The sequence below is a fragment of the Bradyrhizobium sp. LA6.8 genome (assembly GCF_040547935.1).
Taxonomy (GTDB): Bacteria; Pseudomonadota; Alphaproteobacteria; order Rhizobiales; family Xanthobacteraceae; genus Bradyrhizobium; species Bradyrhizobium barranii.
The window spans coordinates 44334-67993 of sequence record NZ_JBEPQQ010000001.1; the positions used below are offsets into that span (position 1 = coordinate 44334).

Consider the following 23660-nt stretch of genomic DNA (forward strand, 5'->3'; position numbering starts at 1 on the left):
AGAACCGGGGGCGTGTTCCTCTCGATGCGGGAAGGGCGTCAGCCCTTCGTCATCGTGATGTTGACGCCGCGGATCTCGCCCTTCGAGCTGATCTGCACCGTCTGCTTGGTGCCGTTGGTGCGCAGCGACAGGTTGGCGGCGAAGCCGTTGGCCTCGACGAACACCTCGATCTGGCCGCCGCCGGCGGTGCCCTGGAGATTGCCGAAGATGTTGCGGTTGGTCTCGCTCCAGTTGCCGGAGATTCGCTCGCCCTGGCTCGTCACGTCGCTGGTGAGGTCGAACTTGTAGCTGTCGGACGCGCAGTGAAGGGCCTGCTTGAGGCTGAGACCGGTGCCGGCGACCTTGTAGTCGGCCTTGCAGCGGATGCGCTCGGTGCTGCCATCGGACAGCGACACCGTGCCGGTGCCGCTCCACGCACCGTCGAAACCTGCAAACGGTCCGGACGACTGAGCATGGCTTGCCGAGACTGAGAAGAGCAGCGCAGCCCCGATGCCGGCCGCCTTGATTGCCTGTCCAGATCGCCCAAAGAATTGCATTTTGAATATCCCGTTTTCGAGCGACGTTCGCTTAGGATGAACGTCTCGCCACATCGAAAGTTTAGTGTTCCGAGGCTGTGTCTGGTTCAAAGTCTGACAGCCGGGGACGGCGGTTCACGACGCCGTCGCGCCAGGTCAGGCTGCGCGATTCTCTCTGTTTCGGTGTGTTTCTGGCGGGAAAAGCAGGGCGGAGAGATGCAGCTCTGCAACAGGTACGCATCAAAACGCAGTGTGCCAGAATTATGACGTAGTATCAATCTCTTACATCTGCCAATGAAGAGCGAGGGAAGGCCTGATTTGGTGGATATGGCGCCAATTTGGCCGCATTTGCCAGTGCTTGTGCCTTCTCCGAGGCCGCACGTTCCGCGGCGACTTGCCATCAGAACAATCCGTTCCGGTCGTCCGCCCTCTGTGCTGTCCGGGATCGGTGCGGTTCTGCCGTCAGAATGAAGGAATACAATGCGTAAGCTTCTCGTCGCTCTCACCCTGCTGTCGGCATCCCTTTCGACGGCGGCATTCGCCCAGGCAGGACGCGGCACGGACGCGGAACAGAAGGCCTGCACGCGCGATGTGCAGAAGTTCTGCCGCCCGGTCATCGACCAGGGCGATTTCACCATCCTGGCCTGCCTCAAGGAGAACCGGGCCAAGATCTCGCAGGCCTGCGACCAGGTCCTGAAGACCCACAACCAGTAAGCTCGGCCACTGGCCTACCAAGGGCGGCCCCGGGGCCGCCTTTTCGGGCCGGATCCGGAAGGGCAGCCATCGAGAGACAGGATTGGTTTTGCGGCCGTATTCCCCTATATGGGGGCCGCGGCGGCATCGCCGGCATGAGCCCGCGCGAGCGAAAAAGCCCTTCCTGTCCAAACGATTGTAAACCAGCCCTCGATGACCTCTGCGAGCGAATTGCGATCCGGCAAGGGTGACCGCGACGAGAATTTTCCCGTCGCGTCCTGGATCATTCATCCGCGCCATCGCGCGCTGATCCTGGCGTACTACAATTTCGTCCGCACCGCCGACGACATCGCCGATCACGCGACGCTGCCGCCCGACCAGAAGCTCGCTTATCTCGACCTGCTCGAGGCGGAACTGCTCGGCGAGGGCGATACCCAGGCCGAAGCGGTCATTCTGCGACGGGCGCTGGCCGAGCGAGGCATGGCGCCGCGCCACGCGCTCGACGTGCTCATCGCGTTCCGCATGGACGTGACCAAGCTGCGCTACGAAAACTGGGACGAGGTCATCCACTATTGCCGCTACTCGGCGATGCCGGTCGGCCGCTTCATGCTCGACGTCCACGGCGAGAGCACGTCAACCTGGGCGGCCTCGGACGCGCTCTGTGCGGCGCTCCAGATCAACAACCACCTCCAGGATTGCGGCAAGGATTTTCGCGAGCTCAATCGCGTCTATCTGCCGCGCGACGCGCTGGCCGCGAGTGGCGCCTCGGTCGAGCAGTTGGGGCTGACGCAGTCGCCGCCGGCGATGCTGGCCTGCCTTCAGGCGCTCGCCGTGCGCAACGCAGCCCTGCTCGACGAGGGCAGGTCGCTGAGCGCGGAGATCCGCGATTTCCGCCTCGGCGTCGACGTCGCGGTGATCCAGGCTTATGCCGATCGTATCGTGCGCCTGTTGAAGGTGCGCGATCCCCTGCGCGAGCGTGTGCATCTGAACAAGTTCGAGCTTCTCATTTTCAGCGTCGCCGGCATGATCGGCGAAGTCGGCCGCCGCGCGATCGGACGCAAGGCCATTTCCAGACCGGGGACTGCACATGACGCTTGAGGCGACCTCGCCCAGCGCCAATTACGGCTCGACCGCATCGAACAGCTCCTTCTACGCTGCGATGCGCATCCTGCCGCATGACCAGCGCGAAGCGATGTTCCAGATCTACAGCTTCTGCCGACAGGTCGACGACATCGCCGACTCCGACGGCCCGCGCGACGAGCGGCTCGCCGCGCTTCAGGAGTGGCGCAACGACATCGACGCGCTCTATCAGGGCCATCCGCCGCCGCGGCTGAAGGACTACGTCGCCTCGGTGAAGACCTTCGGCCTCAAGCGCGAGGATTTCCTTGCGATCGTCGACGGCATGGAGATGGACGTGCCGCAGGACATCCGCGCGCCCGACATGACGACGCTCGATCTCTACTGCGATCGCGTCGCCAGCGCCGTGGGGCGGCTGTCGGTGCGGGTGTTCGGCCTGCCCGAGGAAGACGGCATCCAGCTCGCCTACCATCTCGGCCGCGCGCTCCAGCTCACCAACATCCTGCGCGACATCGACGAGGACGCTGGCCTCGGCCGGCTCTACCTGCCGCGCGAGGCGCTGCTGCATGCCGGCATCACCTCCAACGACCCGAACCGCGTGATCACCGAGCGCGCACTGCCGAAGGTCTGCCAGCCGCTGACGCAGCGTGCGAAGGCGCATTTCGAGAAGTCGGACGAGATCATGAACCGTAACAAGCGCCGCGCCGTGCGCGCGCCGCGGATCATGTCGAAATACTACCATTCCATCCTGGACCTCCTGATCGCGCGCGGCTTCAACGCGCCGCGCGAGCCGGTGCGTGTGTCGAAGGTCGCACGCATCCTGATCCTGCTCCGTTACGCTTTCATCTGATGCAAAAGACAGCTCACATCATCGGTGCTGGAATTTCCGGCCTCTCCGCCGCCGTGCGGCTCGCCAATGCCGGCTTCAAGGTCGCCGTGCACGAGGCGACGCACCAGGCCGGCGGCCGCTGCCGTTCCTATTTCGACGGCGCCACCAATCTCACCATCGACAACGGCAATCATCTGCTGCTGTCGGGCAACAGCCATGCGCGCGCCTATGCCCGCTCGATCGGCACCGAGGCGGGCCTCGTCGGCCCCGAGCGCGCGCAGTTTCCGTTCGTCGACATCAAGACCGGGCAGCGCTGGCAGATCGATCTCGGCGATGGCCGGCTGCCGACCTGGGTGCTCGACGAGAGCCGCCGCGTTCCCGACACCGGGCTCAGCGATTATCTCAAGCTGGCGCCGCTGATCTGGGCGTCGGAGGAGACGCTGGTCGGCAAGTCCATTCCCTGCGAAGGCATCCTGTATCAGCGGCTGGTGCAGCCGCTGCTGCTTGCGGCACTCAACGTCGATCCGCCCGAGGGCTCGGCCGGGCTTGCCGGCGCGATCGTGCGCGAGACGCTGCTTGCCGGCGGACAGGCGTGCCGGCCGCTGATCGCGCGCGACGGCTTGAGCGCCGTGCTGATCGAGCCTGCCGTGAAGTTCTTGCAGGAGCGCGGCCACACCGTTCAGCTCGGCCATGAGCTGCGTTCGTTTACGACCGGTGACGGCAAGGCCAGCGCGCTGAATTTCGGCGGCGAGGATGTGATCCAGCTCGGTGAGGACGATGTCGTCGTGATGGCGGTGCCGCCGCGCGCCGCCGCGAGCCTGCTGCCCGGGCTGAAGACGCCGACCGAATTCCGCGCCATCGTGAACGCGCATTTCCGCTTTGAACCGCCGCCCGGTTCGGCGCCGATCCTCGGCGTGATCGGCGGCGTCGTGGAATGGCTGTTCGCGTTCCCGAACCGGCTGTCCGTGACCATCAGCAATGGCGACCGCCTGGTCGACATGCCGCGCGAGGAACTCGCGCAGGCGATCTGGAACGACGTCTGCAAGGCGGGCGGGGTGTCCGGCGAGCTGCCCCCCTGGCAGATCGTGCGCGAGCGCCGTGCCACATTTGCGGCGACGCCGGCCCAGAATGCCCTGCGTCCGGGGCCGGCCACTGCGCTGAAAAACCTGTTTCTTGCCGGCGACTGGACTGCTACGGGATTGCCTGCAACCATCGAGGGATCGGTGCGGTCCGGTGATCGCGCCGCCGATCTGGTTTTGGCCGCAAAGCGGCCCTGACGGGCATTGTCCCGGTCAAACTTCAATCGACTATCGGAGCAATCGAGCGACATGGATGCCGTGAACGCGACCAGCCGCGAAGCCTTGGAATCGGGCGTCCTGGAATCGAGCATTGCGTCGGCGACGCAAGGCGTTCTCGGCTTCCAGCAATCCGACGGCCATTGGGTGTTCGAGCTCGAGGCCGACTGCACGATTCCGGCCGAATACGTCCTGCTGCGCCATTATCTCGCAGAACCCGTGGACGCCGTGCTCGAGGCCAAGATCGGCAATTATCTCCGCCGCGTGCAGGGCGCCCATGGCGGCTGGCCGCTCGTGCATGACGGCGAGTTCGACATGAGCGCGAGCGTGAAGTCCTACTTCGCGCTCAAGATGATCGGCGATTCCGTCGACGCCCCGCACATGGTGCGTGCGCGCGAGGCGATCCATGCCCGCGGCGGCGCAATCAACAGCAACGTCTTCACGCGCTTCCTGCTTGCGATGTTCGGCGTGGTGACCTGGCGCGCGGTGCCGGTGCTGCCGATCGAGATCGTGCTGCTGCCGTTCTGGTCGCCGTTCCACATCAACAAGATTTCCTACTGGGCCCGCACCACCATGGTGCCGCTGATGGTTCTTGCCGCGCTGAAGCCGCTGGCGAAGAATCCCAAGGGCGTCGGGATCGACGAGCTGTTTCTCCAGGATCCGCGCTCGATCGGCATGACCGCGAAGGCGCCGCACCAGAGCATGGCCTGGTTCGTGCTGTTTCGTGCACTCGACGGCATTCTACGCGTGATCGAGCCGATGTTTCCGAAGAGCCTGCGCCAGCGCGCGATCGATGCGGCGCTCGCCTTCACCGAGGAGCGGCTCAACGGCGAGGACGGCATGGGCGCGATCTATCCGCCGATGGCCAACATCGTCATGATGTATGACGCGCTCGGCAAGGACGAGAATTATCCGCCGCGCGCGGTCACGCGCCGGGGCGTCGACAAGCTGCTCGTGTTCAACGGCGACGAGGCCTATTGCCAGCCCTGCGTCTCCCCGGTGTGGGATACGACGCTGACCGCCCACGCGCTGCTGGAAGCCGGCGGTGACATAGCCCTGCCTGCGGCCAAGCAGGGCCTCGACTGGCTGATCCCGAAGCAGGAGCTCGAGGTGAAGGGCGACTGGGCGGTGAAGCGGCCCGACGTGCGCCCGGGCGGCTGGGCCTTCCAGTACAACAATGCCTATTATCCCGATCTCGACGACACCGCGGTGGTGGTGATGTCGATGGACCGCATGCGGCGCGAGCACGGTGCGACCGGCTATGACACCGCGATCGACCGCGGCCGGGAGTGGATCGAGGGCATGCAGAGCGACGACGGCGGCTGGGCCGCCTTCGACGTCAACAACCTCGAATACTATCTGAACAACATCCCGTTCTCGGACCACGGCGCGCTGCTCGATCCGCCGACCGAGGACGTCACCGCGCGCTGCATCTCCATGCTGGCCCAGCTCGGCGAGACCGAGAAGTCCAGCAAGCATGTGGCCGACGGGGTCGCCTACCTCAGGAAGACCCAGCACCCGGAGGGGTCCTGGTACGGCCGCTGGGGCATGAACTTCATCTACGGAACCTGGTCGGTGCTCTGTGCCCTCAACATGGCCGGCGTCCGCCATAACGACCCGATGATTCGGAAAGCCGCCGACTGGCTGGCCTCGATCCAGAACAAGGACGGCGGCTGGGGCGAGGACGCCGTCAGCTACCGTCTCGACTACAAGGGCTGGGAGGCGTCTCCCTCGACCGCCTCGCAAACGGCATGGGCCTTGCTTGCCCTGATGGCTGCTGGCGAGGTTGATCACCCGGCCGTCGCCCGCGGGGTGGAGTACCTGATTGCAACACAGAACAAAAAAGGACTGTGGGACGAGCAGCGGTACACCGCCACAGGCTTTCCTCGTGTATTCTATCTGCGTTATCACGGTTACCCGAAGTTCTTCCCGCTGTGGGCGTTGGCGCGGTATCGGAACTTGCGGAACACCAACAGCAGGGTGGTAGGGGTCGGGATGTGACTTTGGGGACGGGGGACTATCTGACCGTGGGTAATGCCATCGACCCGCGGCCGATATTGATCGTGACTGGGCTGGTTCAGGAGGCCCGTATCGCGGCTGGGCCCGGAATGGCGGTCATTTGCTCGTCGAGCAGCCCGACCCAGTTGCGGGCGCTGCTGACGGTGGTGGATCCCGAGACGATTCGCGGCGTGATCTCGTTCGGCGTGGCCGGCGGGCTCGACCCGACGCTGCGCTCCGGCGACGTCGTGCTGGCGACCGAGGTGCTCTCCGGCGATACCCGCTGGGCCGCGGGCCTGTCGCTCGGCGACGACCTGATCGACCGCCTGACGTCGGGCCGCCGCCGCGTGGTGCGCGGCAGCCTTGCCGGCGCCGAGGAGGTGGTCACGAAGCGGTCCTGCAAGGCGGCGCTGCATTCGGAAACCGGCGCCTCTGCCGTCGACATGGAGAGCCACATCGCGGCCGCCTACGCCGCCGAGGCGGGGCTGCCCTTTGCCGCGGTCCGCGTCATCAGCGATCCCGCCCATCGCGCGCTGCCGGCGCTCGCCCGCGCCGCCATCAAGCCGAACGGCCAGATCGATCTCGCCGCCGTGTTCCGTGGCATCGTGCGCAATCCGACCACGCTGCATGCGCTGGTCTCGACCGGCATCGACTTCAACCGCGCGCTGCGTAGCTTGCGCGGCTGCCGCGACTATTTGATCGGCACCGAGCTCGTCGACAGCGAGGCCCTGGTCTCAAAGGCGGCCTGACCTCTTGATGCGATAAAGCAAAGGGCCCGGTCGCCGTTGGCGACCGGGCCCTTTGCGTTTTGGTGCCTGCTCACTCGGTCGCTTCCATGCGGTTTCTGTCCACGACCCACAGCGTCCGTCGCATCATGCCTTCGACAATTGCCGCCGACTCGCTTGGACGCAGATAGATCGCCGTGGACTTGAGCAGCCATGGCAACACCGCTTGCTCGAGCCGCTCCTCATAGGCGCTGCGCATCATGTCGAATGCCTGCAGGCCGGGTCCCGCCAGGATCACATGGTGTGGGCGCAGCACGGATATCGTTGCCTCGGGGCGTTCGCGCCGAACATGAAAAGGCCCGGTCGCGGTGGCGACCGGGCCTTTTTCGTTCGTACCGAGTAGCGTGCTTACGCGGCGGTCGACGCCTTCCGCGCGGCCTTCTCCTGCGCGGCGGCGGCTTCGTCCTTGCGGATCTCCGACAGGCGCTTCTGCACTTCCGCCGAGAAGATGTACTGCGCCGGACGCTGCTTGGTCATGTCGATCTCGGGCGCCATCGGGCCCGTGGTCCTGATGCCGCGCAGCGACACCCACATCGCCTTCAGCGGGTGGCTGATGGCAGCGGTCGCAGCCGTCGGCTCGTAGCCGCAATGGGCCATACAGTCGGCGCACTTCTCGTACTTGCCGGTGCCGTAGGTTTCCCAATCGGTGGTGTCCATCAGCTCCTTGAAGGTCTTTGCGTAGCCTTCACCGAGCAGATAGCAGGGCTTCTGCCAGCCGAAGATGTTGCGCGCGGGCATGCCCCACGGCGTGCACTCGTATTCCTGGTTGCCGGCGAGGAAGTCCAGGAACAGGCCGGAATGCATGAAGTTCCACTTCTTGCCCTTGCCCATCGCGAAGACGTCGCGGAACAGCTTCTTGGTCTTGGTGCGGTTGAGGAAGTGCTCCTGGTCCGGCGCACGCTCATACGCATAGCCCGGCGACATCGAGACGCCGACACCGAGCTCGACGGTGAGGTCGAGGAATTTCGCGATCTCCTCGGCCGGATGGCCGTCGAAGATGGTGGCGTTGACGTTGACGGTGAAGCCGCGCGCCTTGGCCGCCTTGATCGCGGAGACGGCGCGGTCGAACACGCCCTTCTGCGACACAGCCTTGTCGTGATGGTCCTTCAGGCCGTCGAGATGCACGGAGAAGAACAGGTACGGGGAGGGCGTGAACAGGTCGAGCTTCTTCTCGAGCAGCAGCGCGTTGGTGCAGAGCGAGACGAACTTCTTGCGTTCGACCAGGCCACGCACGATCTCGCCGATCTCCTTGTGGATCAGCGGCTCGCCGCCGGGGATGGCGACCATCGGCGCGCCGCACTCGTCGGCCGCGTCCCAGCACTCCTGGGCGGTCATGCGGCGGTTGAGGATCGCATCCGGATAATCGATCTTGCCGCAGCCGACGCAGGCGAGGTTGCAGCGGAACAGCGGCTCCAGCATCAGCACGAGCGGATAGCGCTTGCGGCCAAGCAGTTTCTGCTTGAGCAAATAGCCGCCGATACGCATTTCCTTGAAGAAGGGGATAGCCATTACAAGTTTCTTTCTGGGCTAGGAATTCGGGTGGGTCAGCTCGCAGCCAGTTCGGCCGGAAGCCGGAATTCGATGTTTTCCTCGCGGCCCGGCAGCACCGAGACCTTGACTGGTCCGATCCGCCGCATCGCTTCGATCACGTCATCCACGAGTACCTCAGGCGCCGAAGCGCCGGCCGTGACGCCGACGGTCTTGGCATCTTTCAACCACTCCGGATTGAGCGCGCTGCCGTCGGCAATCAAATAACTCGCGACGCCGGCCTCAGTGCCGATTTCGCGGAGCCGGTTCGAGTTCGAGCTATTGGCAGCGCCCACCACCAAGATCACGTCGACCAGCTTGCTCAAGTCCCTTACCGCAGATTGGCGGTTCTGTGTCGCATAGCAGATATCCCGGATATCCGGGCCTTGAATATCTGTAAAGCGGGCCTGGAGGGCCGCAATAATGTCCTTGGTGTCGTCGACCGACAGGGTGGTCTGGGTGATGTAGGCCACTGGCGTATCTGCCTGCAGCGTCAAGTCCTTAACCTCTTCAACGCTTTGGACAAGCAGCACCGGGGCGGGAACCTGGCCCATCGTGCCCTCGACCTCGGGGTGGCCGGCATGGCCGATCAGGATCAGGGTGCGGCCCCTGGAGATGTAGCGTTTCCCCTGATTGTGAACTTTCGTGACCAGGGGGCAGGTGGCATTGAGCACCGGAAGGTCGCGCGCGGCAGCCTCTTCCTCGACGCTGCGGGCGACGCCATGGGCACTGAAAACGGTCACGGCTTTCGGCGGAACCTCGGACAGTTCCTCGACGAAGATCGCGCCCTTGTTCTTCAGGCTCTCGACCACGTACTTGTTGTGCACGATCTCGTGGCGCACGTAGACGGGCGGGCCGTACTTCTCCAGCGCCCGTTCCACGATCTCGATCGCACGCACCACGCCCGCGCAAAAGCCGCGCGGCTGCGCTAGATAAACTTCCATCGGACGCCCATCACGCAATTTGCACCAATCCGCTTCTCAAGTCCCCGGCGGCACTTCGATACTGTCCAATGAGTTGCAATAACCGCACCATTGGTTTCGCGCACGCGGTAACCGCCCACCCTACCTGGGCCCCGGCGCATGGAGGCACAGCACTTTGTGTCAAAAAATCGGCAAAAAGGAAAGACCGGATGAAACCCTGGTTCCGTTACCGTGCGCATCCGCGGTATTATAATAGGGCATGCGCTCTGAGCAAGATGGCGACATTTGTGCTCACCGCTTCGCCACTTTCCCGCCTCAAGTCACCGGTTATACCGACCGCCCCGCATGATTTTGCCACGGTCTGTCGCCGTTTACCTCGAACCTTCGTGCGGCGAGAACCACTCAAAACAGCAATAGGTTTCGCCGGGGAACTCCGATAAACAGCGGGCGTTTCCGGCAAGCTGTTAACCGCAGAAAGAAAAGATGCTGCAAAGCGTAGTCGTTGCCATCGTCAGGGCCTGCACCCGGTTTGCCTCCCTCGTCGTCGTTCTCGGGCTCCTGCTTTCGGTCGGGGCGGGCTATTACACGTCTAAGCATTTCGCCATCAACACCGACATCAATTCGCTGATTGCCCAGAATTTGGACTGGCGCCAGCGCGACCAGCAATTCGACCGTGCCTTCGACCGCGACGCGACGATTCTCGCGGTCGTCGAGGCCAGGACGCCGGAGATGGCGACCGCGGCAGCGGATGCGCTCTTCGCCAAGCTGAAGGACAACAAGACCGACTTCCAGTCGATGCAGCAGCTCGGCACCGGCGAGTTCTTTGAGAAGAACGGCTTGCTGTTCCTGCCGACCGAAGAGGTCGGCAAGATCACCAGCCAGTTCGAATCCGCAGCGCCCCTGGTCGAGATCATGGCCGGTGATCCCTCGATCCGCGGCCTGACCGGCGCGCTGGAGACGGGACTTGCCGGCGTCAAGCGCGGCCAGGTCAAGCTCGACAATACCGCGCGGCCCTTCAATCAGATCGCGCAGACCGTCGAGACCGTGCTCAACAAGGGCAAAGCGAGCTTCTCCTGGCGTGAGCTCGTCAGCGACGAGCCGCTGACGGATTCCGATAAGCGCGCCTTCATCGAGTTCAAGCCGATCCTGGACTACAACGCGCTGGAGCCCGGCAAGGGCGCCACCGACGCGATCCGCAAGGCGGCAGTTGATCTGGATTTTGCGAACAAGTACCAGGCACGAGTGCGACTGACCGGTCCGGTCCCGATCGCCAACGAGGAATACGCCACCGTCCAGGAAGGCGCCGTCGTCAACGGCGTCGGGACTGTGCTGGTCGTGCTGCTCATCCTGTGGATGGCGCTGCACTCGTCGAAGATCATTTTCGCGGTGTTCGTCAATCTCTTCGTCGGCCTTGCGCTGACGACCGCTGCCGGCCTGATGATGGTCGGCTCGTTCAATTTGCTGTCGATCGCGTTCGCCGTGCTGTTCGTGGGACTGGGCGTCGATTTTGGTATCCAGTACAGCGTCCGCTACCGCTCGGAGCGCTACAAGCACAACGATCTCTCCGGCGCGCTGGTGCTTGCCGCCAAGCGCTCCGCGGTGCCGCTGTCGCTGGCGGCAATGGCGACCGCCGCCGGCTTCCTCTGTTTCCTGCCCACCGATTACAAGGGCATCTCCGAGCTCGGCCAGATCGCCGGCGTCGGCATGCTGGTGGCGTTCCTCTCCAGCATCACCGTACTGCCCGCAATGCTGAAGCTGTTGAACCCGCCCGGTGAGCAGGAGCCCGTCGGTTATGCCTTCCTGGCGCCGCTCGATTACTTTCTGGAGAAGCACCGTGTGCTGGTCGTGGGCGGCACGTTGCTGCTGGCGCTCGCCGGCCTGCCGCTGCTCTACTTCCTGAAGTTCGACTTCAACCCGATGAACCTGCGCAACCCGAAGGCCGAGTCGATCGCGACCTTCCTCGATTTGCGCAAGGATCCGAACACCGGCGCCAATGCCATCAACGTGATGACCACGTCCGAGGAGCAGGCGAGGCAGGTCGAGGCGAAGCTGGAGAAGGTGCCGGAGGTGCTGCGCGTGATGTCGCTCGACAGCTTCGTGCCGACCGACCAGGCGCCAAAGCTGAAGCTGCTCGCGCAGGGCGCCAAGGTGCTCAACCCCGCGCTCAATCCTGACCAGGTCGACGCTGCGCCAACGGACAAGGAAAACGTCGAGGCGTTGAAATCCTCGGTCGACAATCTGCGCCGGACCGCCGGTGACACGAAGGGCCCGGGCGCCGTCGCCTCGCGCCGGCTGGCGGACGCGCTCGAAAAGCTCGCCAATGGAGACGAGGCCACGCGGAACACGGCGCAGGACGTGTTCGTCACGCCGCTGAAGATCGCGTTCGGCCAGCTCAGGAACGCGATGCAGGCCGGGCCGGTCACCCTGGCCTCACTGCCCCCCGAGCTCGTCAGCGCCTGGAAGAGCAAGGATGGGATCATCCGCGTCGAGGCGCAGCCGAAGGGCGATCCCAACGACAACGACACGCTGCGCAAGTTTGCAGCCGCCGTGCTCGCTGCCGAGCCGACCGCGATCGGCGGGCCGGTCTCGATCCTGAAATCCGGTGACACCGTGGTGAAGGCGTTCATCCACGCCGGCATCTACGCGCTGCTGGTGATCGGCCTGTTGCTTTGGATCACGCTGCGGCGGTTCGTCGACGTGCTGATGACGCTCGTGCCGCTGCTGGTCGCCGGCGCGGTCACGCTCGAAATCTGCGTGTTGATCGGCCTGCCGCTCAACTTCGCCAACATCGTCGCGTTCCCGCTGCTGCTCGGCGTCGGCGTCGCCTTCAAGATTTATTATGTCGTGGCCTGGCGCTCGGGCAGGACAAACCTGCTCCAGACCAGCCTGACGCGCGCAATCTTTTTCAGCGCGCTGACGACGGCGACCGCGTTCGGCAGCCTGTGGCTGTCGAGCCACCCCGGAACGTCCAGCATGGGCAAGCTGCTCGCACTCTCGCTGGTGACGACGCTTGCCGCAGTGCTGCTGTTCCAGCCGGCCCTAATGGGCAAACCCCGCAATCTCAGGGAGTAGGCAGATGTCGCCGACCTGGTCGGCGGCGCTCTTCTGACCCGGCTTGGCGGTGATGGTGGCGGTCTTCGGGGCCGTGGGGGCAGGGGCCGGCGCTGTGGCGACGGTCGTGCCGCCTGTTGTGGTGCCGCCTATGGTGCCTTGGGCTTTCGGCGCCGCGCCTGTGGGCTTCGGCGCGCCCTTGGCCATGGCGTTGGCGGTGCTCAAAGGAATCGGCGGGGCGACGCGGGTCCAGGTCTCGCCGCCGCAGAGGAAGCCCATCACGCAGCCCTTGATTTCGAGCTGGTCGGTGCCGACGGTCGTGATGGTTGCGCTGTAGAGCTGGCCGTCCTTGGCGTTGTAGACCTGCCCTTCCCACTGATCGACGCCGGGCTTCTTCTTCATGTCGATCAGGGTCGCCATGCCCAGCGTCGGCCTGGTCTTTTTCGACGCATCCGGATTGTATTCATCGCGGCCGCCGGGCTGCTTTTCCCAGGAAACCGCGCCCCACATGCTGCCATTGCATTGGGCGACACGAATGTTGGCGACGGCGTCGGCAACCCGCCAGTCGCCGGTCGGGTCGGCGGCGAGCGCGGGTGTCAGGCAGGTGTAACCACCAGCCAGTATTAGTCCGGTGTAAAGGGCTAAACGCATGATAGTTCCTTGGCAGTGCAACATGGTTTAAAGCTGTGCTTGCGAAGATGGTCCGAAAAAGGGCAAAAGGCCGCACAGACCGTTTTCGGTAACGGTCCCTTTTCAGTTGACGAGCCGGCCCTCAAGCGAAGTATGTAGCGGATGCACAGCCCAAATCCAGACATGTCTCAGCTATTCGCGGACCGTCAGGCCCAGCGCAGCACCCTGCATAATCGGTATCTGAACGAACAGTTCGTTCGGGTTCTCAAGACCATCGGCTACGATGTCGGCTTCCAGAAGGGGCAGGGGCAGTACCTCTACGATCGCGAGGGGGCGCGCTATCTCGACCTGTTGTCCGGCTTTGGCGTGTTCGCGATCGGGCGCAATCACCCTGTCATGCGCGAGGCGCTCAAGAGCGTGCTCGATGCCGACCTGCCCAATCTGGTCCAGTTCGACGTCTCGGTGCTCGCCGGCGTGCTCGCCGAGCGGCTGCTGAAATACGTCCCCTATCTCGACAAGGCGTTCTTCGCCAATTCCGGCGCCGAATGCGTCGAAGCCGCGATCAAGTTCGCGCGCGGCGCCACCGGCCGTCCCGGCATCGTCTATTGCGCCCACGGCTATCATGGCCTGACCTACGGCGCGCTGTCGCTGACGGGTGATTCGAACTTCCGCACCGGCTTCGAGCCGCTGCTGCCGGGCTGCACCTCGATTCCGTTCAACGACCTCGCCGCGCTCGAAAAGGCGCTGGCCTCGCGCGAGGTTGCGGCCTTCGTCGTCGAGCCGATCCAGGGCAAGGGCGTCAACATGCCCACCGACGAGTTCCTGCCGGGTGCTGCCGCGCTCTGCAAGAAATACGGCACGCTGTTCGTCGCCGACGAGATCCAGACCGGCATGGGCCGCACCGGCCGCTTTCTGGCGGTCGAGCACTGGAACGTCGAGCCCGACATGGTGCTTCTGTCGAAGTCGCTGTCCGGTGGCCACGTGCCGGTTGGCGCCGTGCTGACGCGCAAGAGCATCTTCGACAAGATCTTCAACCAGATGGACCGCGCGGTGGTGCACGGCTCCACCTTCTCCAAGAACGATCTGGCGATGGCCGCGGGCATCGCGACGCTCGACGTCATGGAGTCCGAGAAGCTGATCGAGTCCGCTGCCAAGCGTGGCGCCGAGCTGCGCCTCGCGCTGACGCGCATGGTGCCCGGCTACGAGTTGATGAAGGAAGTGCGCGGCAAGGGCCTGATGATCGGCGTCGAGTTCGGCCCGCCGAAGTCGCTGCGGCTCCGGGCGTCCTGGAACGTGCTGGAAGCTGCCAACAAGGGCCTGTTCTGCCAGCTTATCACCGTGCCGCTGTTCAAGGACCACAAGATCCTCACGCAAGTCGCCGGTCACGGCAGCCACACCATCAAGCTGCTGCCGCCGCTCACCATCACCGAGGAAGATTGCGGCTGGATCGAGCGCGCCTTCGACGACGTCATCGCCGGCAGCCACAAGGTCCCCGGCGCGATCTGGTCGCTCGGCAAGACGCTGGTGGACAACGCGGTGCGGCGGTCGGCGTAAATTCGCCGATCTATCTCAGCAATCGTCATTGCGAGCGAAGCGAAGCAATCCAGTATCCCTCTGCGGATGCGGGCTGGATTGCTTCGCTCCGCCAGCTACCCCTCCACATTCGCCTTCATCGCCGCCTCGAACTTGTCGACGAACTCGGCGAGCTCGTCGGCGCCGATATCGCTGACGGCCCAGAAGTTCAGGCCGCGATTGCCCCAGCGGCGGCAGTTGAAGCCCTGCATGGTCTCGGTCTTCGGCGCGCGATATTCCGCGTTCGATGTCTGCGATACGAACAGATTGATCACGTGCTGCCGGCGCTTGTAGACGACGGCGCCGATGGCGCGGGCGTCGATATAGTCGAGCCGGCCGCCGACCAGCGTGAAGCCTTGCGCGGTGAGATCGATCACGGGCGGGGCGACGTCGAGCTTGCCGTTGAACCACGGCTTCACGGTGTGCTGGTCGGTGGAGACCACGTCAATGAGATGGCCGGCCTGAAGCGAGCGCAGATGCGCTGAGACGACCTCCGACAGGATGCGCTGCTGGTCGTCCTGGCGCAGCACCACGGCGACGACGCCGGAGGCGGCGAGCGCGGAGACGGCAGAGCCCATCGCAAAGCCGCGCAGCACGGAGCGGCGGGTCGGTTGCCGGCGCTGCGGCTGTGGCAGCGAGGCTTCGATCCGGGCGCGCAGGCTAGCCGGCGCGGCATAGCGCAAATCGGTGTCGGCGAGCACGCGCTGCATCTCGCGTTGTGCGGCAAACTCCGCGGCGCAGTCCGGGCAGCTGGCAATGTGGGCTTCGACCTCTCGCGCGTGGCCGGCATCGAGCTCGTTGTCGAGCAGCGCGTGAAGCAGGATTTTTGCTTCGTCGCAGGTCATCTCGAGTGCTCCTCTTCCGCCGTCCAGGCCGCGCGCAGCATGGCGCGGGCGCGGGCGAGGCGGGACATCACGGTGCCGACGGGGGCGCCGACGGCCTCGGCGATTTCACGATAGGACAGGTTGTTGATCTCCCGCAGCACGAATGTTTCCTTGAACGGTTCGGCGAGCGCGTCGATCAGCTTGCGGATGGCGCCGGCATCGCGGCTGCGCAGCACTTCGGTCTCGGGGCTCGCCTCGCTCTCCTGCCAGATCGGCGTCTGCTCGGCGGCGCCGGGCGTATCCTCGATCGCGCTGGGCCTGTGTGCGCGCCGCGCATATTCGGCGTTGCAGACGTTGCGCAGGATCGCGAACAGCCAGGGCTTCATCGCCGGCCCGCGATAGCTGTCAAAGTGCTTCAGCGCGCGCAGATAGCACTCCTGCACCGCGTCCTCGGCGTCGGAGGCATCGCGCAGCAGATAGCGCGCGAGCGTGTAGACGTCGTCGAGATAGGGCAGCGCGGCTTCGCGGAAGCGCTGCGCCTTCTGCAAATCGTCGTTGGCGGGCATCGCTCCTCGCTTTGCCTCTTGTTCTGCGCGTCGCGTTGTTTCGTCCCTGTTTGTTTCGTCCCCGTGTGTGACGGAAGGCACACGAGCCCGGCCGGCGTGGGACCACCGGCCGGGCAAGACGTTGATGCCTTGGTTTGAGACGTTACTCAACCTTGATCATCCCCGTCATGTGCGGGTGCAACGAACAAAAATATTTGTAGTCGCCCGCATTGGTGAAGGTGAACGAGAACTTGTCGTCGGTGTCCAGGGCCTTGGACCTGAACTTGCCGGCCGACACCACGGTGTGGGGGATGTCGTCCCGGTTGGTCCAGGTCACGGTGGTGCCGAGCTTGATCTTCAACTCGGCCGGCTGGAAAACGAAATTGTCGATATGCACTTCCATGTCGTCGGCACGGGCCGTCGTTGCGGGCAACAGGATGGCCGCGACCACGGCGACACCGAAGTCGCGGCGATTGAGTGTTTTCATTGTCAGCTTCCGTTCAGCCTTTTTCCGTTCAATCTTGGATCAACCCTGCAGCGGCGTGTCGATGATCGCGAGCCGCTGCTCGTTCTGCTTGAAGTTGATGCTGGCGACGCCGAGCATGCCGCGCAGCTTTGCGTCCTCGACCTTCATCGGTCCGGGCGAGGGCGCGGTCCCCGGCGCGGGCTGCGGGAACGCAGTTGAGCGCGCGGTGTGGAAGGTGACGTTACCCTCGACCTTCTGCATCACCTGATGGATATGGCCGTTCAGCACGGTGACGGAGCCGAAGCCTTTCACGTGTTCCAGCGCGCGGCCGCCGTCCTCGGTGCCCCAGCCCCATTCGGGATAGACCGTCCAGAGCGGGATGTGCGCGAACAGCACGATCGGCGTCGATTTCGACTTGCCGCGCAGATCGTCCTCGAGCCAGGCGAGTTGCTCGGCGCCGAGATTGCCGAGACCGCCGCCCTTGAGGTCGACGACGTTGACGAGGCCGATGAAGTGTACGCCGCCGGCGTCGAACGAATACCAGCCTGCACCCTTGGTGCCGCGGCCGTAACGCTCGCGATAGAATTTCACCTCCTCGTCGAGAAAGTCATGCTCGCCAGGCACGTAGTGCACGTCGAGCTTGCTCTGCGAGATGATGCGGTCGGCATTGTCGAACTCGGCGGCCTTCGACAGGTGCGTGATGTCGCCGGTGTGGATCATGAAGGAGGGTTTTGCCGGCATTGCGTTGATCTTGTTGATGGCCTCCTCCAGCGTGCCGAGCGCGTTGGGGTTCGCCGGCTTGTCGAAGCCGACATGGCTGTCGCTGATCTGGAGGAAGGTCATGCCGGGCGCGGCTGCCGTGGCGGCCTGCGCGGAATCGATGATACCGAGCGAGCGCGGCACGCCGCCCGTGATGGTCCAGAGCACCCCGGTGCCGGCCCAGGTCATGCATTCCAGCACCTTGCGGCGGCTGACGCCGTCCCCGTGATCGTGTCCGCTCATCGCACGTCTCCTCTCGCCCGGAATTGGGCTTCGGGGAGGTGATTGAGGGAGGGGGAGGCTTATTCCCGGATACGATGACGTTTTCGTGAGGTGGGGATCTCGTGTCCCGGACGCGGTGCAGCGCCCAAAAGCGCGTTCACGCGCGTCTTCGACGTGTTATGGCGGTGCGCCGCAGAGCCGGGACCCACGCGGCTCGGGTTGTCTGGGCCCCGGCTCTGCGCAGCAGCGTTGCACGCTGCAGCGCGTCCGGGGCGCGAGACTTATTTCGCGAATTCCCGCACGGCCTCGACCACGCGTTCCGGCACTTCCTGCGCCACGCAGTGCCCGGCGCCCTCAAAGATCATCGTGCTGACGCGCGGAATCAGCGACACGGCGCGTGACGCCATCTCCTTGTAGATCGGTCCCGACTTCTCGGCAGTGGTGACGCGCACCGGGCAGTCGATCTCGGTGAGCGAGACAAACGGATTGCCGCGGACATCGCCGACATAGACCTGCTCCATCGCCTCGTAGATCGGACGCAGGATTGCGAATTCGATCTCGGGCGTGCAGCAAAGCCGAACCCGGCCATTCTCCAGCGGCACGAAGCCGTGTTGGACATAGGCCCGGAGCGACGTCTCGGTCCAATCGGCAAACGCCGGCGCAGCGTGGTAGCGCTCGAACACCGTGTCGGCACTGTCGAACTCGGCCCGCCTGCGCAGCGTGCCCTGCACGCGGGCGAGAGACTCTTCGTGCAATCCCCCGGGCCGCGCCGCGCGCGGGTCCATCACGGTCGGCTCCATCACGAACAGGCGTGTGAAGCGTCCGGGCAAGAGTTTTGCCGCAAGCAGAAGATCGGTCGCGCCGGCGCTGTGGCCGATGCCGTAGACGTCGCGCAGATCGAGCGCATCGATCACCCGGCAGACGTCCTCGGCATAATCAAGGAAATGATAGGCATCGGGCTTGTGGCTCGCGCCGTGGCCGCGGCGGTCGAGCGCATAGACGGTGTAGCTCGATGCAAGCTCGCGCGCGACCTCGTCCCAGACGTCGGCGACGAAACCGGTGCCGTGCACGAGCAGCGCGGGCGACCTCCCGCTCTCGCCCCATTGCAGCATCGCGATCTGCGCGTCAGTGGGGCCGATGGAGAAGCGATGTGGATTGATCATGGGGACAGGATGCTACTTCGCATCCTCCAAAATCATCGTCGCGCCCTTCTCGGCGATCATCGCGGTCGGCGTGTTGGTATTGCCTGACGTTATCGTCGGCATGATCGACGCGTCGATAATGCGCAGGCCGCTCAGGCCGTAGAAGCGCAAGCGCTCGTCCACCACCGCCATCGGATCATTCGCCGCGCCCATCTTCGCGGTGCCGACGGGATGGAAGATGGTGGTGCCGATGTCGCCGGCGGCCTTGGCGAGAGAGGCATCGTCGTCGCCGACGGTGGGACCGGGCAGATATTCGCTCGGGCGATATTTGGCCAGCGCCTTCTGCTGCATCAGGCGGCGCGTGGTCCGGATGGCGTCGGCGCCGACCTGGCGGTCGTCGTCGGTCGACAGATAGTTCGGCGCGATGATCGGCTTCTCGTCCGGGCTCGCCGAGCGCAGCCGCACGGTGCCGCGCGAGGTCGGCTGGAGATTGCAGGCGCTCACCGTGATCGCGGGGAAGCGGTGCAGGGGATCACCGAACTTGTCGAGCGACAGCGGCTGCACGTGGAACTGGATGTTGGCGCGGGCGCGCGTCGCATCGGAGCGCGTGAAGATGCCGAGCTGCGACGGCGCCATGGTCAGCGGACCGCGGCGGCGGAAGGCGTAGTCGAGCCCCATCAGGCCACGGCGGAACAAATTGTAATAGGTCTCGTTCAGCGTGCGCACACCCTCGACCTTGTAGATCGCGCGCTGCTGGAGATGGTCCTGAAGGTTGCGGCCGATTCCGGGCTTGTCCATCACGATGTCGATGCCGAGCGGCGACAGCCAGTCGGCGGGACCAATGCCGGAGCGATGCAGCACCTGCACTGAGCCGATGGAGCCTGCCGAGAGGATCACCTCGCGCTTGGCTCGCGCCTCGATGACCTCGCCATTCTGGATGAAGCGCACGCCGACGGCGCGGCCCTGCTCGATGATGAGACGATCGACCAGCACGTTCTTCTCGAGCCGCAGGTTGGGACGGTTCAGCGCCGGCTTGAGGAAGCCGCGCGCCGACGACCAGCGCCGGCCTCGCTTCTGGTTGACGTGGAAATAGCTGGTGCCTTCGTTGTCGCCGGTGTTGAAATCCGGAATGCGCTTGATGCCCATCTCCTCGGCGGCGTCGCCGACGGCGTCGAGAACGGCCCATGACAGCCGTGGCGCCTCGATGCGCCAGCCGCCGCCGGTGCCATGATGCTCGCTCGCGCCGAGGAAGTGATCTTCGAGTTTCTTGAACAGCGGGAGCACGTCGTCATAGCCCCAGCCGGTCATGCCGAGCTGGCGCCAGTGGTCGTAATCGGCGGCCTGTCCGCGCATCGAGATCATGGCGTTGATCGCCGATGAGCCGCCGATCACCTTGCCGCGGGGATAGGCCAGCGAGCGGCCGTTCAGGCCGGGCTCGGCCTCGGTCTTGAACATCCAGTCCGAGCGCGGATTGCCGATCGCGAAGAGATAGCCGACCGGAATGTGGAACCAGATCCAGTCGTCGTCGCCGCCGGCTTCGAGAATGAGGACGCGATTCCCTGATACGGCCGAGAGGCGGTTGGCGATGATGCAGCCGGCCGTGCCGGCTCCGACGACAATGTAGTCAAACTCACCTTCGAGGCGCCTCGGCATTCTGCTTCCACCCAAACAGGCGTCATGCCCGGGCTTGTCCGGGGCATCCACGCGCTTTCCGTCCTAATAGTCAGACGTGGATGGCCAAGACAAGCTGGTGACAAGCCCGGCCATGACGAGAGCACAGGGGACCCTCGATCCACGGGAGTTAGGTGGACTGGTGCTTGCATGGTAGACAGTCCTGTATTCCCAACAAGGCTTGAGACCCTCCATGCCCATCGTGAACCGCGTCGCCGACCTCCAACCCGATATTCAGGCCTGGCGCCGGGACATCCACCAGCATCCGGAGCTGCTGTACGACGTTCACCGCACCGCAGCATTCGTTGCGGACCGGCTGCGCGAGTTCGGCTGCGACGAGGTCGTGACCGGCCTCGGGCAGACCGGCGTGGTCGGCGTGATCAAGGGCAGCAAGCCGGCCGGCGACGGGCTCAAGGTGATCGGCATGCGCGCCGACATGGACGCGCTGCCCGTCGACGAGCAGACCAACCTGCCTTACGCCTCCAAGACTCCGGGCAAGATGCACGCCTGCGGCCATGACGGCCACACCGCGATGCTGCTCGGTGCGGCCCGCTACCTCGCCGAGACCCGTAACTTCGCCGGTGATGCTGTGGTGATCTTCCAGCCGGCCGAGGAGGGCGGCGCCGGCGGCGCGGCCATGGTCAAGGACGGCCTGATGGAGCGCTTCGGCATCGAGCAGGTCTACGGCATGCACAACGGCCCGGGCATTCCGATCGGCTCGTTCGCGATCCGGCCGGGCCCGATCATGGCGGCGACCGACGAGGTCGACATCATGATCGAGGGCCTCGGCGGCCATGCCGCGCGTCCGCACAAGTGCATCGATTCCGTGCTGGTCGGCGCGCAGGTGATCACCGCGCTGCAGTCGATCGTCGCCCGCAGCGTCGATCCCCTGGAATCGGCCGTGATCTCGATCTGCGAATTCCACGCCGGCAATGCCCGCAACGTCATTCCGCAGACTGCGACGTTGAGGGGCACCATCCGCACGTTGTCGCCGGAGGTGCGCAAGCTGGTCGAGAAGCGCGTGCACGAAGTGGTGGCGGGCGTGGCGCAGATCACCGGCGCCAAGATCGACCTGCACTACAAGCGCAACTACCCTGTCGTGAACAACCACGCCGCGGAGACCGAGGTGGCGCGGCGCATCGCCAGGAACGTTGCCGGCGAGGCCAATGTGCACGAGATGCCGCCGCTGATGGGTGGCGAGGATTTCGCCTACATGCTGGAAGCGCGGCCCGGCGCGTTCATCTTCTGCGGCAACGGCGACAGCGCCGGCCTGCATCACCCCGCCTACAATTTCAACGACGAGGCGATCGTGTTCGGCACGTCCTATTGGGTCAAGCTGGTCGAGGAATCGCTCGCGGCGTCTTAACGCCGACCCCCGAAGCACAAACGAAAAGGGCCCGTGCATCGCACGGGCCCTTTGTCTTTGAGGCGCGTGATCTTCAGAAGATCCGCGAGAAGATCACGTAGAGCGTGGCCGACAGCGCGATCGCGCAGGGCAGCGTCAGCACCCAGGCCATCAGCAGGTTGCGGATGGTCGCCATCTGCAGGCCCGAGCCGTTCGCGGCCATGGTGCCGGCGACGCCGGACGACAGCACGTGGGTGGTCGAGACCGGCAGACCGAACACGTCGGCGGCGCCGATCGTGGCGGCGGCGACCAGCTCGGCGGAGGCGCCCTGTGCGTAGGTGAGATGGGTCTTGCCGATCTTCTCACCGACGGTGACGACGATGCGCTTCCAGCCGACCATGGTGCCGAGGCCGAGCGCGATGGCGACGGCGACCTTCACCCAGGTCGGGATGAACTTGGTGGCGCTATCGAGGCCGCCCTTGTAGGCGTTCAAGGTCGCGACCTCTTCCTTGTTGAGGTCGTTTTCCTTGTCCTTCATCAGGAAGCGGATCGCTTCCGAGGTCAGGTACATGTCGTTACGGGTGTTGCCGACCACTTCCGCCGGTACCTTGTTGAGCGAGCCGTACTTCGCGACCTGGTCGCCGACATCCTTCACCAGCACCGACAGCGAGGGGTAGGTGCCTTCGCTGATGTGGTGCGAGGTGATGTACTGCGTCACCGCAGGACGGGGATCGCCGATGATCGAGTGACCGGCGCCCTTGGCCGCGATCACCTTGGAGGCTGCCTCCGAGACCTTCTGGAACTGGGCGACCTGGCTCTCCGGCAGCGCGCGGTTGAGCGCGTAAGCGGTCGGCACGGTGCCGATCAGGATCAGCATGATCAGGCCCATGCCCTTCTGGCCGTCGTTCGAGCCGTGGGCGAAGCTGACGCCGGTGCAGGTTGCGATCAGCAGGCCGCGGATCCAGAGCGGCGGCGCCTTGTTGCCTTCGGGCGCGGCATAGAGCGCAGGGTTGCGCACGATGAACTTGAGCAGCAGCAGCAGCACGGCGGCGCAGATGAAACCGAACAGCGGCGACAGCAGGAGCGCGTAGCCGATCTCGGTGGCCTTGCTCCAGTCGACGCCCGAGGTGCCGTCGCGGCCGCGCATGACGGCATTGGCGATGCCGACGCCGATGATCGAGCCGATCAGCGTGTGCGAGGAGGAGGCGGGCAGGCCGAAATACCAGGTACCGAGGTTCCAGATGATCGCGGCGATCAAGAGTGCGAACACCATGGCGAAGCCGGCGCTGGAGCCGACCTGGAGGATCAGCTCGACCGGCAGCAGCGAGACGATGCCGAAGGCGACCGCGCCGGAGGACAGCAGCACGCCGAGGAAGTTGAAGAAGCCCGACCACATCACCGCGAATTCAGCCGGCAGCGAATGGGTGTAGATCACGGTCGCCACCGCGTTGGCGGTGTCGTGGAAGCCGTTGACGAATTCGAAGCCGAGCGCGATCAGCAGCGCGACGAACAAGAGGATGTAGGGCAGGAAGGTCGTCACCTTCGTGCCGGTCGCGTTGACGTCGACATAGATGCTGTAGGCAACGAACAGCAGGCCTGCGGCAAGGATGCCGAAGAACAGGATCATCGTTAGCGGGTTAAAACCCTTGTCGAGATTTGGCCTGGAAGCCGGCTGGACAGGCGTCGGATCGCCTACCGCACGGTCGAATGCAACATCTGTCATTTTTGGACGCCCCCTTAACTAATTTGAAGGGCTATTGTCCGCGATGGATTTGAAGGCTGGATGACAGC

20 protein-coding genes and 1 pseudogene are annotated in these 23660 nt (G+C 64.7%); 9 read left to right on the top strand and 12 right to left on the bottom strand.

The features are described from left to right. Positions 1-38: 38 nt before the first annotated feature. The gene (locus ABIA90_RS00185) at positions 39-536 is read right to left on the bottom strand and encodes a hypothetical protein (protein ID WP_028146949.1); all 498 of its coding nucleotides are present in this window, start codon (positions 534-536) and stop codon (positions 39-41) included. Between the two features lie 459 nt (positions 537-995). Here ABIA90_RS00185 and ABIA90_RS00190 point away from each other — a divergent pair, with 459 nt between their 5' ends. The 6 genes from ABIA90_RS00190 to ABIA90_RS00215 all read left to right on the top strand — a co-directional run bounded on the left by ABIA90_RS00190 (position 996) and on the right by ABIA90_RS00215 (position 7156). Beyond that, positions 996-1229: a hypothetical protein gene (locus ABIA90_RS00190; protein ID WP_028143219.1), complete on the top strand. Its 234-nt coding sequence runs from the start codon at positions 996-998 to the stop codon at positions 1227-1229. Between the two features lie 192 nt (positions 1230-1421). Next, on the top strand, positions 1422-2306 hold the full coding sequence (gene hpnC, locus ABIA90_RS00195; protein WP_354116869.1) for a squalene synthase HpnC: 885 nt from the start codon (positions 1422-1424) through the stop codon (positions 2304-2306). After that, on the top strand, positions 2296-3135 hold the full coding sequence (hpnD, locus tag ABIA90_RS00200; protein WP_071915699.1) for a presqualene diphosphate synthase HpnD: 840 nt from the start codon (positions 2296-2298) through the stop codon (positions 3133-3135). Before hpnC ends, hpnD begins: the two co-directional genes overlap by 11 nt. Beyond that, the gene (hpnE, locus tag ABIA90_RS00205) at positions 3135-4391 is read left to right on the top strand and encodes a hydroxysqualene dehydroxylase HpnE (protein ID WP_354116870.1); all 1257 of its coding nucleotides are present in this window, start codon (positions 3135-3137) and stop codon (positions 4389-4391) included. The genes hpnD and hpnE overlap by 1 nt, the downstream gene beginning before the upstream one ends. Before the next feature lie 51 nt (positions 4392-4442). Continuing rightward, positions 4443-6410, top strand: coding sequence for a squalene--hopene cyclase (gene shc / locus ABIA90_RS00210; RefSeq protein WP_354116871.1), 1968 nt, complete (start codon positions 4443-4445; stop codon positions 6408-6410). Beyond that, positions 6407-7156 carry a phosphorylase gene (locus ABIA90_RS00215; protein ID WP_071915696.1) on the top strand — a complete coding sequence of 250 codons (750 nt, stop codon included), beginning with the start codon at positions 6407-6409 and terminating at the stop codon, positions 7154-7156. Before shc ends, ABIA90_RS00215 begins: the two co-directional genes overlap by 4 nt. Positions 7157-7226: 70 nt before the next feature. Here ABIA90_RS00215 and ABIA90_RS00220 read toward each other — a convergent pair. From ABIA90_RS00220 to ispH, 3 genes and pseudogenes are all read right to left on the bottom strand, one after another. Next, positions 7227-7472: pseudogene (locus tag ABIA90_RS00220) on the bottom strand (ROK family protein); the annotation flags it as partial. A 68-nt stretch (positions 7473-7540) separates the two neighbouring features. Next, positions 7541-8701: an adenosyl-hopene transferase HpnH gene (gene hpnH, locus ABIA90_RS00225; RefSeq protein WP_063984632.1), complete on the bottom strand. Its 1161-nt coding sequence runs from the start codon at positions 8699-8701 to the stop codon at positions 7541-7543. A 35-nt stretch (positions 8702-8736) separates the two neighbouring features. Continuing rightward, positions 8737-9663 carry a 4-hydroxy-3-methylbut-2-enyl diphosphate reductase gene (gene ispH / locus ABIA90_RS00230; protein WP_354116872.1) on the bottom strand — a complete coding sequence of 309 codons (927 nt, stop codon included), beginning with the start codon at positions 9661-9663 and terminating at the stop codon, positions 8737-8739. Positions 9664-10125: 462 nt separating this feature from the next. On the opposite strand from ispH, the gene hpnN reads away from it, so the two are divergent. After that, the gene (gene hpnN, locus ABIA90_RS00235) at positions 10126-12714 is read left to right on the top strand and encodes a hopanoid transporter HpnN (protein ID WP_085403885.1); all 2589 of its coding nucleotides are present in this window, start codon (positions 10126-10128) and stop codon (positions 12712-12714) included. Here the strand turns inward: hpnN and ABIA90_RS00240 are convergent. Next, a complete protein-coding gene (locus ABIA90_RS00240; protein WP_354116873.1) occupies positions 12682-13344 on the bottom strand; it encodes a DUF2147 domain-containing protein in 663 nt (220 codons plus the stop codon). The two genes, hpnN and ABIA90_RS00240, sit on opposite strands and share 33 nt — an antisense overlap. 141 nt (positions 13345-13485) lie before the next feature. On the opposite strand from ABIA90_RS00240, the gene hpnO reads away from it, so the two are divergent. Continuing rightward, positions 13486-14877, top strand: coding sequence for an aminobacteriohopanetriol synthase HpnO (gene hpnO, locus ABIA90_RS00245; protein ID WP_028146959.1), 1392 nt, complete (start codon positions 13486-13488; stop codon positions 14875-14877). 95 nt (positions 14878-14972) lie between these two features. Here the strand turns inward: hpnO and ABIA90_RS00250 are convergent, their stop codons facing one another. The 6 genes from ABIA90_RS00250 to ABIA90_RS00275 form a co-directional block, all read right to left on the bottom strand. Continuing rightward, positions 14973-15740, bottom strand: a complete 768-nt coding sequence (locus ABIA90_RS00250) for an anti-sigma factor family protein (RefSeq protein WP_063984628.1) — start codon at positions 15738-15740, stop codon at positions 14973-14975. Continuing rightward, positions 15737-16285 carry a sigma-70 family RNA polymerase sigma factor gene (locus ABIA90_RS00255; protein WP_028146963.1) on the bottom strand — a complete coding sequence of 183 codons (549 nt, stop codon included), beginning with the start codon at positions 16283-16285 and terminating at the stop codon, positions 15737-15739. Before ABIA90_RS00255 ends, ABIA90_RS00250 begins: the two co-directional genes overlap by 4 nt. Positions 16286-16427: 142 nt before the next feature. Continuing rightward, entirely contained in the window at positions 16428-16751 is a 324-nt protein-coding gene (locus ABIA90_RS00260; RefSeq protein ID WP_028146964.1) for a cupredoxin domain-containing protein, read from the bottom strand. Between the two features lie 39 nt (positions 16752-16790). Next, entirely contained in the window at positions 16791-17732 is a 942-nt protein-coding gene (locus ABIA90_RS00265; protein WP_063984627.1) for a metallophosphoesterase family protein, read from the bottom strand. 260 nt (positions 17733-17992) lie between these two features. Further along, positions 17993-18874 (bottom strand): alpha/beta fold hydrolase, encoded by an 882-nt coding sequence (locus ABIA90_RS00270; RefSeq protein WP_354116874.1) that lies wholly within the window; start codon positions 18872-18874, stop codon positions 17993-17995. 12 nt (positions 18875-18886) lie between these two features. Continuing rightward, positions 18887-20506 carry a GMC family oxidoreductase gene (locus ABIA90_RS00275; protein WP_354116875.1) on the bottom strand — a complete coding sequence of 540 codons (1620 nt, stop codon included), beginning with the start codon at positions 20504-20506 and terminating at the stop codon, positions 18887-18889. Between the two features lie 211 nt (positions 20507-20717). On the opposite strand from ABIA90_RS00275, the gene ABIA90_RS00280 reads away from it, so the two are divergent. Beyond that, positions 20718-21890 (top strand): M20 aminoacylase family protein, encoded by a 1173-nt coding sequence (locus ABIA90_RS00280; RefSeq protein WP_063984624.1) that lies wholly within the window; start codon positions 20718-20720, stop codon positions 21888-21890. Between the two features lie 73 nt (positions 21891-21963). On the opposite strand, the gene ABIA90_RS00285 is transcribed toward ABIA90_RS00280, so the two are convergent. Next, positions 21964-23592 (bottom strand): inorganic phosphate transporter, encoded by a 1629-nt coding sequence (locus ABIA90_RS00285; protein WP_028146969.1) that lies wholly within the window; start codon positions 23590-23592, stop codon positions 21964-21966. Between the last annotated feature and the right edge of the window lie 68 nt (positions 23593-23660).